The organism is Micromonospora coriariae, from assembly GCF_900091455.1.
Classification (GTDB): Bacteria; Actinomycetota; Actinomycetes; order Mycobacteriales; family Micromonosporaceae; genus Micromonospora; species Micromonospora coriariae.
Genome location: NZ_LT607412.1, coordinates 850,743 through 864,974, shown reverse-complemented (window position 1 = coordinate 864,974; position 14,232 = coordinate 850,743). Strand labels below are relative to the sequence as shown.

Below are 14,232 nucleotides of genomic sequence, written 5' to 3'. Positions count from 1 at the left end.
TCCAGCGCAGCCGAGGAGCACCGACATGAGTATCGCCGGGCGGGCCCGACTCTCGCCGAGGGTCTCACTGGTGCTGCTCGCGTCGATTCTCGTGTCGTTCCTGGCCGCGTCGGCGGCCCCGACGCCGCTCTACGGGATCTACCAGGAGCGCTGGCACTTCTCACCGGCCACGACCACCGTGGTGTTCGCCGTCTACGCGCTCGCGGTGCTGGCGTCGCTGCTCACGTTCGGCAAGTTGTCCGACCACGTCGGCCGGCGTCCGGTCCTGGCCGTCGCGATCGCGGTGCAGATGGTCTCGCTGGTCGTCTTCGTCTTCGCCAACGGCGTACCCGCGCTGCTGGCCGCCCGTCTCGTGCAGGGGCTCGCGACCGGCGCCGCCACCGGCGCCATCGGTGCCGCCATGCTCGACATCGACCGCGCCCGTGGCACGCTCGCCAACTCGATCGCCCCCGGTATCGGGACCGGGAGCGGCGCCCTGCTCTCGGCGCTGCTCATCCAGTTCCTGCCCGCGCCGACGCGGCTGGTGTACGTCGTCCTTCTCGTGATCCTGCTGATCCAGGCCGTCGGGCTCGCGCTGATGCCGGAGACGGTCACGCGGATGGCGGGAGCGCGACAGAGTTTGCGGCCGGACATCAAGCTGCCCCGCTCCGTACGCGAGCCGGTCCTGGTCGCCGTTCCGGTGCTGTTCGCGGTCTGGGCACTGGCCGGCTTCTTCGGGGCGCTCGGGCCGGCGCTGGTGCGCGCCCTCATGAACACGTCGATCGTTGTTGGCGGTCTGGTCCTCTTCGTCTTCGCCCTCTTCGGGTCGATCGCCGTCCTGTTGATGCGGAACACCGCCGCGCGGACCGTGATCCTGATCGGGATCGCCGCGCTCATCCTGGGCATGGTCGTCACGTTGGTGGCGGTCATGGCCGAGTCCGTCCCCGGGTTCTTCGTCGGCCTCGCGCTCGGAGGGGTCGGCTTCGGCGGCGGTTTCCAGGGCAGCCTCAAGACGATCATGCCGTTGGTCGAGGCGCACGAACGCTCCAGCGTGCTGTCCCTGCTCTACCTCGTCTGCTACGTCGGCTTCGGCCTCCCCACCGTGATCGCCGGCTTCCTCGTGGTCTACGCCGGCGGCGTGCCTCGCACCGCCGACGAGTACTCCATCGCCGTCATCCTGCTCGCCCTCGTCGCACTGCTCGGGGTGCGCAGGGCGACGAGGATGTCGCCCGGCTGATGCCGGGAACGAGGCATCCGGGCGGGGCGCACGCAGTAGCGTGGTGATCGTGCCGGGGTCGCTCGGCCCAGCGGTGGCTCGCGCTGGCGCCGCACTCATCCAGGGGAGGCCGCGATGAGCCCGAAGGAATCCCAGAGCGACGCGAGTGGGACGTCCAGCGTCGAGAACCTCGACCTGAAGCTCGAGGTGATCGTCGTCCCGGTGTCGGATGTCGACCGCGCGAAGGAGTTCTACGGGCGCCTCGGGTGGCGGCTCGACCAGACACCGCCGGGCGTGGTCCAGTTCACCCCGCACGGCTCCGGGTGCTCGGTGCAGTTCGGCCCGGAGCTCACCTCGGCGGCGCCCGGTTCGGCCACGGCGTACCTGGTCGTGTCGGACGTCGAAGCGGCCCGCAACGCCCTGGTCTCCGCCGGTGTCGAGGTGACCGGCGTCTTCCACCCCAGCCCGGACGGCCCGGTCGACGGGCCCGATCCCGAGCGGCGCAGCTACTTCTCGCGTGCCACGTTCCGCGACCCGGACGGCAACACCTGGCTGATGCAGGAGATCACGACCAGGCTTCCCGGGCGCGTCGAGGGAGGCGTGACGTCGTTCGGCTCCGCGAGCGACCTGGCGGGCGCGCTGCGGCGCGCGGCCGCCGCCCATGGCGAGCACGAGAAGCGCACCGGCAAGACGGACGAGAACTGGCCCGACTGGTACGCGACGTACATGGCGAGCGAGCAGTCAGGGGCAGAGCCGCCCGAGTGAGCCGTGCCGACGACTGTGACGCCGAGCCGGCCCCGTCAGCCGGTGCAGGTGAGGTCCGTCACGGGCGCTGGGTGTCACAGCATGTGCTGGATCGGCGTCTTGTGGGCGACGCAGTCGGGATCGAAGCGACAGGAGCGACCCATGGCCAGCGCAATTCCGGACGCTGCAGACGCCGCCACGAGGGAGGGTCGCCGTACGGACCCCGCCACCGACGCGTTCGTCACCCACCGCAACCTGCTCTTCACTGTCGCCTACGAGATGCTCGGCTCCGCCGCCGACGCCGAGGACGTCCTCCAGGAGACCTGGCTGCGGTGGGCGGACGTCGACCTCGACACTGTGCGGGACCAGCGCGCGTACCTGGTCCGGATCGCCACCCGCCAGTCACTCAGCCGGCTGCGTACGCTCAGCCGCCGCAGGGAGTCCTACGTCGGCTCCTGGCTCCCGGAGCCCCTGCTGACCACGCCCGACGTCGCCGAGGACGTGGAACTGGCCGAGAGCGTCTCGATGGCGATGCTGCTGGTGCTGGAGACGCTCGCGCCGACCGAGCGGGCGGTGTTCGTCCTGCGCGAGGTGTTCGATCTGGCCTACGACGAGATTGCCGACGCCGTCGACAAGAGCCCGGCCGCGGTCCGCCAGATCGCCCACCGGGCGCGCGCGCACGTGGCCGCGCGCCGGCCCCGCGGGGTGGTTTCTCCGGCCGAGACCAAAGGTGCGCTGGAGGCGTTCCAGCGGGCGGTCGAGACCGGGGACGTGCAGGGCCTGCTCGACATCCTCGCGCCGGACGTCGTGCTCCTGGGTGACGGTGGCGGAGTCAGACAGGCCGTGCTGCGGCCCATCGCCGGCGCCGACAAGGTGGCGCGGCTGATGGCCTCCAAGCAGTTCAGGATCGCCGCCACGTCGCTGCAACCGGCCCAGGTCAACGGCTACCCGTCGTTGGTTCTGCGGCTCGACGGCGAGATCGACACGGTCATCGCGCTGCGCATCGACGACGGCCTCATCACCGGGCTCTACGCCGTGCGCAACCCGGAGAAGCTGTCGCACATGCAGCGTGCGACAGCCCTGCGTCGCTGAGGCCGTGAGATCCAGGCTCGCCCTGCGGCGGTGGCCGCGAGGTCCCAGGTGACGGTCGGCCGGTTACCGTTGCCGGCGTGCGGGCGGAGGCGGGTGAGACGATCGGGTTCTCGGTGCTCGGCTCGATCAGGGTCGTCCGCGCCGGCGTCGAGCTGCATCTGGGGGCGCGCCAGCAGCGCCTGGTGCTCGCGTTGTTGCTGGCCCGGGCCGGTTCACCGGTCTCCCTGGCCGAACTGGTCGACCTGCTCTGGGACGAGGAGCCCCCGCCCAGCGCCGCGAACGTCGTGCACCGGCACGTCGGGGTGCTCCGGCGGCTGCTCGAACCCGGCCTGCCCAACCGTTCGGCGGGACGGCACATCCTCCGGGAGCTCTCGGGCTATCGGCTGCGCGCCGACGAAGCGTCCCTCGACCTGCTGAAGTTCCGGTCGTTGAGCCGGCTGGCGGGCCGGAGCCTGCAGGACGGCGACCCGGAGTCGGCGCTGCGGCATTCCCTCGACGGGCTGCGGCTGTGGCGCGGCCGGTGCGCGGCGGGCCTGGAACCGGCATCCCGCCTGCATCCCGCGTTCCTCGCGGTGGAGGCCGAACGCGCTGCGGCCGTGCGCGCGGCAGCCGACGCAGCCGAGCGCTGCGGCCGGATGAGCGCGGTGCTGACGCCGCTGCGGCAGGCCGCCGAGCAGCACCCGCTCGACGAGTCGTTGCAGGCCCGGTTGTTGCTGGCGCTCGCCGCCGACGGCCGCCAGGCCGAAGCCGTCGAGACGTACCGGACGGTGCGCCGCCGGCTCGCCGACGACCTGGGCATCGATCCGGGTGAGGAACTGCGGGAGGCGTACGACCGGCTGCTGCACCAACGCACAAGGCCGGCGCGTACCGACTCGCCGTCGCCCGTTCCCCGGCCCGCGCAGTTGCCGCCGGACCTGCCCTTCTTCAGCGGTCGGGACGACCTCGTCGCCGAAGCCCGCGCGGCGGTCGCGCGCCCGGGCGGTCCGGCGGTGCTCGCGATCGACGGCATGCCCGGGATCGGCAAGACCGCCCTCGCCGTCCACCTCGCCCACACCTTCGCCGCCGACTATCCGGACGGGCAGTTGTATGTCGACCTGCGCGGATACGACGGGCGCGAGCCGGCGATGAGCCCGGCCGAGGCGCTGCGCGGCTTCCTCGGCTCGCTCGGGGTGCCCCAGGACGGCATTCCCGCCGAGTTGCACGCCCAGGCGGGCATGTACCGCAGCAGCCTCGCCGGTCGACGCCTGCTGATCGTGCTCGACAACTGCCGGGACGCCGAGCAGATCCGGCACCTGCTGCCGGGCAGCGCCGGCTGTCTGGCGATCGTCACCAGTCGCAGCCGGCTCAGCAGCCTGCTGACCACGGCCGGCGCCCACCCGTTGCCGGTCGGCCTGCCGAGCCTCGACGAGGCCCGCGCGGCGCTCCTGCGGCCCCTCGGCGCCGGCCGCGTCGCGGCGGACCCGGCCGCGATCGACGCCGTCATCGCCAGCTGCGGGCGGCTGCCGCTCGCGCTGGCCGTGGTGGCCGCCCGCGCGGCGAGTCTGCCGCGCACGCCGCCGGCGCAGATCGCCGCCGAATTGGCCCGCGCGCCCGGCAGCCTGGACGGCTTCGACGGCGACGACCCGCAGACCGGCCTGCGTGCCGCCTTCTCCTGGTCCTACCAGGCACTTACCGCCCCGGCCGCACGACTCTTCCGGCTGCTGCCGATCCATCCTGGCCCCGACATCTCGATCGCCGGGGCGGCGGGCCTGGCCGGCGTCCCACTGCGGACCGGGCGGACGCTGATCGGCGAGTTGAGCCGCGCGCACCTGATCAGCGAGGAACTGCCGGGCCGCTACCGCACCCACGACCTGCTGCTGGCCTACGCCGCGGAGCTCGGCGAGGAGAACGACAGCCCCGCGGAGCGCGCTGCCGCGGAGCTGCGCTGCCTGCACTTCTACCGGGCCACCTGCTACCAGGCGCACCGACAGCTGCTGACCTCCGAGCACCACCCGATGATCGAGCTGGGGCCGGGCGAGACCCCACTGCGCTTCGCCGGCCACGGTGACGCCATACGCTGGTTCAGCGCCGAGCGGCAGGTCCTGATCGCGCTGGTCGCCCGGGCCGCCCGGCAGGGCTGGCACACCGAGGCCTGGCAGCTTGCCCTGGGCATGCAACACTTCTTCGACCGCACCGGCAGGTGGGCAGACTGGACGGCCACCGGCGAGGCGGCCCTCGATGCCGCTCGGGCGGGCGGCGACCTGGTTGGGCAGGCCCGGATGCACCGCAGCCTGGCCGGGGCGGCGTACTTCCGGCACGAGCACGAGACCGCGATCGGGCATCTCGACCAGGCGCTCGATCTGCTCGCCCGGCTCGGCCTGCACGACGAACTGACCCGGGCCACGATCAACCGGGTGATGATCCTGGCAGCCCAGGGGCGACACGAGGAGGTCGTCCGGACGCTCTCGGCGGTCCTGGGGCCGTGGGCGGCCGGAGACGACAAGCTGTTCGCGGACGCTCTGGTGATCATGGCCGCGAGCAACGCCGAACTGGGCCGGGAGGAAGAGGCCGTGCGCTGCGCCGAGCAGGCGATGGCGCTGTCACGCGGAGCGCAGTACAGCCTTGGCGTCGCCGAGGCGTGGGAGGTGCTCGGCCAGGTGCACTCCGCCCGCCAGGAGTTCGGCACGGCGGTCGCCTGTTGGCGCGAGGCGGCCGTCGCGTACCAGGAGGCGTCGGCGTCGGCCCCGGCCGCGGAAGTGCTGGCGCTGCTCGGCGACGCCCTCGCCGCCACCGGCGACCAGGACGCCGCGGTACGGGCATGGCAGGAGGCGTTGGCTCTGATCCCGTACGCGCAGAGCCGGACCGGCCTGCGGCTCGCCGGCCTGCTCGCGGCGGTCACGTCGCGTCCGTGACCGGTTGCGATCGGCGACGGCACTCGATCCGCACTAACGCATCAGTCCATTGGCAGCGCTCGTCCCTAGGCTCATGCCTCATTCACCGTTGCTCCTGCCTGTGGGGGAAATGTCGTGCTGCGGGCACCCGACGAATCACCGACCGGCCGGGCCGAGCGCATGACCGCGCTGCACGCGGACCACGCCCGTGCCGTGCTGCGTATCCTGCTCGTGCTGACCCGTGGCCAGCGGCAGACCGCCGAGGACCTTCTCCAGGAGACGATGCTGCGCGCCTGGCGGCACCTCGACTCGGTGCCGGCCGAGCCCGATGCCGCCCGCCGCTGGCTCGTCACCGTCGCCCGGCGGCTCGTCATCGACGGCGTCCGGCTGCGGCGGGGCCGCCCGGCCGAGGTCCATCTCGTCGACATGACCTGGATTCCCTCCGGTGACGACACGACCGGCACCGCACTCGCGTCGTACGCCATCCGGTACGCGCTCGGACGGCTGACCCCGGCGCAGCGCAGCCTGCTCTCCGAGGTCTACCTGGTTGGGAGGTCACCGGCGGAGGTCGCGGGCCGGCTGGGAGTGCCGATCGGCACAGTGAAATCCCGGACCCACCATGCGATGCGCGCCCTGCGCACCGGCCTCAAGGCGGCCTGAACAGGGGCGAATCCGCCCGCCAGCGAGTCACCCGCTGAGTCGAGGCTCACAATGCCCCGACGCGCGCCCGCCTCGCGGCTCGGGGCTTTGCCATGCTGACGCGATCGTGGCAACCAGCCCTGTATGGATCGCAGCAAGATGACCGGCCCGCTCTCCTTCGCCGTTCTCGGCCCGGTGCGCGCCTGGCGCGGCCACTTCGAGATCGACCTGGGCACCCGACAGCAGCGGCTGATCCTGGCGTTGCTGCTCGCCCGGGCCGGCGGCGCGGTCAGCATCGCCGAACTCGTCGACCTGCTCTGGGAGTCCGAGCCTCCACCCAGCGCGGTCAACGTGGTGCACCGGCACGTCGGGATCCTCCGTCGGCGCTTCGAGCCGGGCCTGCCGACGAGGGCAGCGGGCTCGGTACTGATCCGTGACGGCGCCGAGTACCGGCTGCGGATCGACGCGGAGTCGCTCGATCTGCTGCGTTTCCGGCGTCTGATCGCCCAGGCCGGCGGCAGCTCCGGCGAGCGGGCCGTCGAGCTCTACCGGGAGGCGCTGGCGCTGTGGCGCGACCGGTGCGCCTCGGGCCTGCGGACCGGCGGCCGTGCCCATCCGGAGTTCGTCGCTGTCGACGGCGAGCGGTTCGCGGCGGTCCGGGCGGCGACCGACGTCGCTCTGCGGGCCGGATGCGTCCACGTGGTGCTGCCCGCCATCCGGCTCGCCGCCGAATACGAGCCGCTGGACGAGGCGCTGCAGGCGTGCCTGCTGCTCGCGCTCGCCGCGGACGGCCGCCGGGCCGAGGCCCTCGCGACCTATGCGGACATCGAGCACCGGCTCGCCGACGAGCTCGGCATCCAGCCGGGCAGCGACCTGCGCGAAGCCCGGAAGCGCCTGTTCGACAACGATGTGCCGGCCGACGGATCCAGGTCGCGGCCCGGCGTCAGACCGGCAGTCATGCGGCCCGCAGCGCCGCCCGGTGGTGCGGAGGCCGAATCGTGGCCGCCAACCGAGCGGGAGTTGTCGCCGGCGACCCGGGCCGAGCCGCCGGCCCAGTTGCCGGCCGACCACCCCTACTTCATCGGTCGTCGCGGCGTCGTGGCCGCCGCGCAGGAGTTGCTGGCCGAAGACGGGCGGACCACGGCGCTGGTCATCGACGGAATGCCCGGGGTCGGGAAGACGACCTTCGCCGTGCACCTGGCCCATCAGCTGGCCGCCCGCTACCCCGATGGGCAGTTGCACGCGGACCTGCGCGGCTTCGACTCCGGCGACTCAGTGATGACACCGACGGAGGCGTTGCGCGGCTTCCTGTGGTCCCTCGGGGTCACGCCGGCCGCCATCCCGGCCGAACTGCACGCCCAGGCCGGCCTGTACCGCAGCATCCTGGCCGAGCGCCGGATGCTGATCCTGCTCGACAACTGCCGCGACTGGGACCAGATCCGGCACCTGCTGCCCGGGACCGGCGGCAGTCTCGTCATCGCCACCAGCCGCCGCCGGATCACCGGTGGGGCCGGCCCGGCGGGCGCCCACGCGCTGCACCTCGACCTGCTGACCGACGCCGAGGCCCGCGAGCTGCTCACCCGCCGGCTCGGTGACGCGGCCGCCGCCGACCCGGATGCCGTCAACGAGATCATCGCGCGGTGCGGCCGGCTGCCGCTGGCCCTGGCGCTGGTCGCCACCCGCGGCGTCGGCCGGACCGGGCTCAGCCTGCCCGCGGTCGCCGCTGAGCTGGCCGAGGCCGACGGCCGGCTGGCCGGCTTCGGTGACGCACACGCCGATCTGGAGGCCATCTTCTCCTGGTCCTACCGAGCCCTGACTCCCGGAGCAGCCCGGCTCTTCCGGCTGCTGCCCCTGCACCCGGCCGGGGAGCTGAGCACGGAGGCGGCAGCCGCCCTGGGCGGCCTGTCCCTGCGCGCCGCCCGCGGTCTGCTCGCCGAGCTCGGGGCACAGCTGCTGGTCCAGCCGGGCGACGGCCGGTGGCGCATGCATGATCTGCTGCGCGCCTACGCTGTGGAGCTCGGCGAGGAGCACGACGACGCGGCCGAACGGGACGCTGCCATCGAGCGGGTCTACGACTATTACCAGCTCAGCGCGTACGCGGCGCATCTGCCCTTGCAGCCGCAGGTGCCGCTGTCCGTGCCGGAGCCGTCCGAACGCGGAGTCACCGGGCGCGGCTTCACCGGCCGGGCCGACGCGATGGCCTGGTTCGCAGACGAGCAGCGGGTGTTGACCGACATCGTCGCCCGGGCCAGGGAGCGCGGCCGGCCGAGCACGGCCTGGCAGATCGCGTTGGCAATGCAGAACTACTTCCAGGACACCGCGCAGTTCAAGCAGTGGGCGGCAACGGTGAGCGCGGGCCTCGCCGCAGCCGGGGACGACCCCGCCGCCCAGGCCCTGCTGCACCGCAGCCTCGCCGGCGCCTGCTACTTCCTGGCCGATCTCGACCGCGGGCTGTCACACCTGCAGCACGCCCGGGTGCTCTTCGACCGGCTCGGCCGGCGCGCCGAGCAGGGCCACGTGGAGAACAACATCGCCGAGATCCGGCTGGAGCAGAGGCGCTACCACGAGGCGATCCGGCATGCCGAGGCCGCGCGGGCGCTCTTTCACGCTGAGGGCAACGTGCGGGGCGCCACCAACGCCCTGCTGGTCATCGCCCGGGCACAGGGCTGGCTCGGCCGGCACTCCGAGGCGCTGGGCATGTTCGTCGAGGCGCAGCGGCAGTTCGAGGCCCTCGGCGACCGGCACGGGGTGGGAACCACCCAGGCCTGGCTGGCGCACACGTACTCGATGATCGACGACCTGCCGCAGGCGTTGGTGATCTGGCAGCAGGCGCTCGACACCTTTCGCGGTGCCCGGGCGACCCACCACACCGCGGAGGTGCTGGTCGCCATCGGCGACTTCCACTCCGCCAACGGCGACCCGGCCCTGGCCGGGAAGGCGTGGAGCGAGGCCCTCGCCGAGCTCGACGGGACGGACTCGCCGATCGCCCGGCGCATCCGTGACCGGCTGCTCTGGCACCGGTGACCCGGACGCGGCGCCGGTAAGCGCCGCGCCCGGGTCCCATCCTCAGTACCGGTAGGCGCGGATCACGGTCTGCTTGACCGTGTTACCGCTGGTGTCCGTCGCGGCGGACCGCAGCGAGACGAAACCGGTGCCGGCCGGGTTGTGTACCCAGGCGACCGCCTTCTCGCCGGACCGCTTCACGGTCAGCTTGCGCCAGGTCTTGCCGTCGTCGAAGGACGCCTCGACGGTCAGGGTCCTGGTCCGGCCGGGCGCCGCCCCGACCTGCCGGTCGAGCGAGACCGGGATGGCGAAAGGCCGGCCGGCCGGCGCCCTGTTGTCGATGTCGAGCTCCGGGGTGTATCGGATCGCCGTCATCGGCAGCTTCACCAGATCGCCGTCGGCCACGTGGGCGGACTTGAAGGTCCACTCGGCGTCGACCACTGTCGACAGGGTGAAGGCCGGGTCGCTGCGGAACGTCGCGGCCAGCCGGTAGTCACCCTTCTCCGCGGGCACGTCCCACGTCCAGGGCGCCTGGTTCGCGTCGCCGATCTTGACCCCGTTGCGGTAGAGGTCCACCTGCACGCTGCCACCGACGACGTGCCGGAAGCCCATGTGCCCGGCGCCGTCACCGTGCAGCGGCCCCGGCCCGCCCATCGTGTCGCCCCAGTATCGGGTGGCGAACTGCTGGCCGAAGTTCGGTTCCGGGAAGACCGGGCCGGCCACCGCGTTGGCCCACTTCACGTCGTACGTGCGCCCGGGCCGGAAGCTGGTCCATGCCGACTCGTAGTACGTGTACCCCGGCTGGCCCGAGGTCGACTGCCACACCGCCTTCTTGTCCTGGTTGTAATACTCGGTGATGGTGCTCGGCACGTCGTAGGTGAAGCTCGGCGGGCCTACGCGCTCGGTGCGGTAGACCGGCGAGTTGCCGGGCGCGTGTGCGCGCGCGAGCCGCGCAACCGGCACGTCGGCCACGTCCGCGCTGACCTGGGAGCGGACCGTGGCGAAGTCGCCCGCGCGCAGCTTGCGGTTCAGCCCGGTCATCATCTTCTGCGGCTCGTAGAGGTAGACCCGGTAGACGTACGGGCTGTTGTGCAGGCTGCCGTCCTGGGCCACCTGGCCCCACATCCCGTTGACGTAGGAGACGAAGCCGGGCGTCTTGCCGGCCCCGATCTGCGCGGTCCGCACGTGGTCGAAGGGGACGTTCATCAGCACGCCGAACGGGTCGTTGCTGCCCCAGATCTGCGGCTCCTCGGTCCGGATCGTCCAGCCGGACTCCTGGAAGACCGCGGTGGCCTCCGGGTTCGGCACCGACACCGCGATCGGCTTCGCCAGGCGGGTGTCCATGGTGAGCGCCTGGTCCGTAGTCAGGTCGAGGCTCGGGCGCACCAGCGAAGTGATGGTCGGGAAGCCCGGGTCATTGCTCACCATGTAGGTCTGGACCAGGTAGCGGCCCGCGCGGACGCGGTACGTGGTGGCCGTGGGGTCGCCGAGCTCCAGGAGGGTCTGCCGGTCCAGGTCGGTCAGCATGGTCACCCAGCCCTGGTCCGCCCTGGGTGCGCCGCCGTCCGGCCCGACGAGCTTGAGTGCCAACTCGCTGCGGGCGATGTCGAGCGCGACCGGGGTCTGCACCTGCGTGCCGCCGCCGGTGGCGGTCACCTCACCGCCGAAGTAGCGGTCGGGCAGGCCGGCGCCGGCCTGCACGGTCACTGTGACGGTGGCCGTGCCGCCGGCCGGGACCGTCACCGAGGAGGCGCTGAGGCCGAACAGGCCGGCCGGCGCGGGGGCGCCGTCGGCGTCCTTGGCATCGAGGGCGACAGCCAGGGTGAGGGGGGAGGAGCCGCTGTTCGCGTACGTGACAGTGCGCGTCTGCGCGGCGGTGGTCCGCTCGAAGGCGACGCTGACCGGGCTCGCCGTGACCGTCTGCCGGATCGCCCGGGCGACGTCGAGGAAGCCCGCGCCCTGCTCGTAGACGCCGGTGGCGCTGTTCGGCTGCGCGGCCGCCATCAGCGTGGACTTGATCCGCTCCGGCGCCCAGTCGGGGTGCTGCTGGGTCAGGATCGCCGCCGCGCCGGCCACGTGCGGCGTCGCCATCGAGGTGCCGTTCATGCTGGTGTACTGCGGGTTCTCGTCGTCCGGCCACAGGTCGGAGGTCGAGCTGCGGGCGGCGACGATGCCGACGCCGGGAGCGGTGATCTCCGGCTTGATGCCGGCGTCGCCCGTGCGCGGGCCCCGTCCCGAGAACTCGGCCAGCTCGCCCGTCTTGGTCACGGCGCCCACGGTCAGCGCCTCGGCCACGGAGCCGGGCGAGTCCACTGTGGAATCACCGGCCAGGCCGCTGTTGCCCGCGGCTACGACGAAGAGCACGCCGTAGCGGTGGGTGAGGTCGGTCAGCGCCGCCTCGATCGGGTCGGTCTCCGGGCTGTCCGGGCCGCCGAGGCTCATGTTGACGACCTTGGCTCCCTGCTCCGCCGCCCAGGTCATGCCAGCCAGGATCGCCGACTCCGGGCAGCCCTCCTGGATGCAGACCTTGGCGCTGTAGAGCTTCGCGCCGGGCGCCATGCCCTTGAAACGGCCCTGCGACGCGGCTCCGCTGCCGGCGATGGTGGAGGCGACGTGGGTGCCGTGGCCGACCCGGTCGAGGGCGTCCGGCTCGGTGGTGAAGTTCTCCGCGGCGGCGACGTGACCGGCCAGGTCGGGATGGGTCTGGTCCACGCCGGTGTCGATCACGCCGACCTTCACCCCCGTGCCCGTCCAGCCGGCCTGCCAGGCCTGCGGCGCGCCGGTCATCGGCACGCTGACGTCAAGGCTGGGCTGGCGCAGCCCGTCGAGCCAGACCTTCTCGAACCCGGTCCGCAGTTTGCGCTCGGTGCCACCCGCTGTGGACGTGAGGTTGTTCCAGAAGGACACCGCGTCCGCCCGGTTCTCCGCGACAGCGCTCGCCCCGGAGAGTTCCCGGGTGGTCCGCGCGCCGGTGAGCTTGGCGGACGCGGCGCTGTTGTGCTGGACGATGAGCGGCAGGGTGGCGCGGGTGTCGTCGTAGCCGAAGCGGACCAGCGTCGAGATGTCGAAGAGCCGTGCGTCGAGCTTGCCCCGGTTGAGCAGGCCGACGGCGTCGGCGGGGATGACCCGCACGTCCTCGCCGGCGCTGTGGGTGATGAACGGGATCCGTTCCCGGTCCTTGCCCGGCACGACGTCGACGGCTGTCTTGCCGTTCACCGTGCTGAGGTGGACGGTGTCGCCGGTGAGCAGAGTGACCGTCCGGGGCTTGGACGCGACCGCGGGTTTGGTCGCCGGCTTCGTGGCCCGGGGCTGCGCCGATGCCGGCACACCGCCCGGAGCCACCGCCGAGACGCCCAGCACCAGCAGTGCCAGCGCCGATAACTTGCGAACTGAACGCATCATTCTCCCTGGATGAACTCGAGAGGTATCCAGGTGCTCCGGACGTGACCGGCGGGTGAAAGTTCAAGGCGAGTGACGCGGGTCACAGTGGTTGAGCCGGTGTGGGCCGGCGCATCGGCGGGAGGTCGGCCAACGGACGTCCGACCTCCCGCCGAGGAGCGCCTGGTTTTCAGCTCACCGCCTGCCGCACGAGCGCGCCGATCCGCGCCTCGTCGTCGGCCGTCAGCTCGGTCAGCGCGAAGTAGCACGACCACATGGTGCCCTCGTCGAGGTTCGCCTGGTCACTGAAGCCGAGCGTCGCGTACCGCGTCTTGAACTTCGCCGCGCTCTGGAAGAAGCAGACCACCTTGCCGTCGCGGGCGTACGCGGGCATCCCGTACCAGAGCTTCGGGGTGAGGACCGGCGCGTTGGCCTTGATCACGGCGTGCAGCCGCTCGGCGATCACCCGGTCCGACTCCGCCATCTCGGCGATCTTCGCGAGCACGTCGGGCTCGGTGTCGGCCTTGGCACCCCGCCGAGCGCGCGTCTTCAGCTCCTTGGCACGCTCCTTCATCGCGCCGCGCTCCTCCTCGGTGAAGCCGTCGTACTGCTCGCCGTTCGCGGTGGTGGTGGTCTTCGTCGTGGTCGACATGTCAGATGTCCTCTCGGTGACGTGTGGCTTCGGGTGGTACGGGTCGGTACAGCACTGTCTGGTTCGATCAGGAACGGGTCACCACGTGCCCGCCTGCTGGCGGGTCGGCGCGTTGAGCCGGTTGAAGGCGTTGGTCATCGCGATGTTGAGCAGCAGCGCGGCCAGTTCCTTCTGGTCGAAGTGCTTGGCGGCCAGGTCCCACAGGTGGTCCGGCACCGGGTCCGACCGGTCGGCGAGCCGGGTCACGGCCTCGGTCAGCGCCAGCGCGGCGCGCTCCTCGTCGCTGAACCAGGGCGTCTCCCGCCACGCGGCGACGGAGTCCACCTGGTCGGCGGTCGCACCGTGCTGGCGGGCCTGGTGGGCGCCCCCAGCCACACACGGGCCGCAGCCGTTGATCTGGCTGGCCCGCAGGTGGCTCAGCGCCAACAGCTTGCCGTCCAGCCCGGCGCCCGCGACGGCCCGGTTGACGGCCATCAGGGCCTCCATCGCGTCGGGGAGCAGAACCGCCGGGTTCGGCATGCGCTGGGTCGACATCGCTTCTCCTTCGTCTTCGTCGTGCGTGTCTCTGACGGGAGTCATCCGACCATCGGCGTGCCGAGTTGCGCGCGGCCCGTGGGACACCGTGGGACACGGAGACGCCTCTCCAGCAGCGCAGACGC

General features: G+C 72.3%; 9 protein-coding genes. 6 read left to right on the top strand and 3 right to left on the bottom strand.

Annotated elements, in window-relative coordinates; translation table 11 throughout:
* Nucleotides 1–25: 25 nt before the first annotated feature.
* From GA0070607_RS03950 to GA0070607_RS03925, 6 genes are all read left to right on the top strand, one after another.
* The gene (locus GA0070607_RS03950) at nucleotides 26–1,216 is read left to right on the top strand and encodes an MFS transporter (RefSeq protein ID WP_172898976.1); all 1,191 of its coding nucleotides are present in this window, start codon (nucleotides 26–28) and stop codon (nucleotides 1,214–1,216) included.
* A 114-nt stretch (nucleotides 1,217–1,330) separates the two neighbouring features.
* Nucleotides 1,331–1,960 (top strand): VOC family protein, encoded by a 630-nt coding sequence (locus GA0070607_RS03945; protein WP_089016944.1) that lies wholly within the window; start codon nucleotides 1,331–1,333, stop codon nucleotides 1,958–1,960.
* Nucleotides 1,961–2,101: 141 nt separating this feature from the next.
* Entirely contained in the window at nucleotides 2,102–3,031 is a 930-nt protein-coding gene (locus GA0070607_RS03940; protein WP_089016943.1) for an RNA polymerase sigma-70 factor, read from the top strand.
* 77 nt (nucleotides 3,032–3,108) lie between these two features.
* Nucleotides 3,109–5,922 carry an AfsR/SARP family transcriptional regulator gene (locus GA0070607_RS03935; protein WP_089016942.1) on the top strand — a complete coding sequence of 938 codons (2,814 nt, stop codon included), beginning with the start codon at nucleotides 3,109–3,111 and terminating at the stop codon, nucleotides 5,920–5,922.
* Between the two features lie 114 nt (nucleotides 5,923–6,036).
* The gene (locus tag GA0070607_RS03930; RefSeq protein WP_089016941.1) at nucleotides 6,037–6,561 is read left to right on the top strand and encodes a sigma-70 family RNA polymerase sigma factor; all 525 of its coding nucleotides are present in this window, start codon (nucleotides 6,037–6,039) and stop codon (nucleotides 6,559–6,561) included.
* A gap of 123 nt (nucleotides 6,562–6,684) precedes the next feature.
* Nucleotides 6,685–9,564: an AfsR/SARP family transcriptional regulator gene (locus GA0070607_RS03925; protein ID WP_089016940.1), complete on the top strand. Its 2,880-nt coding sequence runs from the start codon at nucleotides 6,685–6,687 to the stop codon at nucleotides 9,562–9,564.
* Between the two features lie 42 nt (nucleotides 9,565–9,606).
* Here GA0070607_RS03925 and GA0070607_RS03920 read toward each other — a convergent pair whose 3' ends face one another.
* The 3 genes from GA0070607_RS03920 to GA0070607_RS03910 form a co-directional block, all read right to left on the bottom strand.
* Complete coding sequence (locus tag GA0070607_RS03920; protein ID WP_231930819.1) at nucleotides 9,607–12,945, bottom strand: S8 family peptidase; 3,339 nt, start codon at nucleotides 12,943–12,945, stop codon at nucleotides 9,607–9,609.
* Nucleotides 12,946–13,111: 166 nt separating this feature from the next.
* Nucleotides 13,112–13,573: an iron chaperone gene (locus GA0070607_RS03915; RefSeq protein ID WP_089016939.1), complete on the bottom strand. Its 462-nt coding sequence runs from the start codon at nucleotides 13,571–13,573 to the stop codon at nucleotides 13,112–13,114.
* A gap of 78 nt (nucleotides 13,574–13,651) precedes the next feature.
* Nucleotides 13,652–14,107, bottom strand: coding sequence for a carboxymuconolactone decarboxylase family protein (locus tag GA0070607_RS03910; protein ID WP_089016938.1), 456 nt, complete (start codon nucleotides 14,105–14,107; stop codon nucleotides 13,652–13,654).
* Nucleotides 14,108–14,232: the final 125 nt, after the last annotated feature.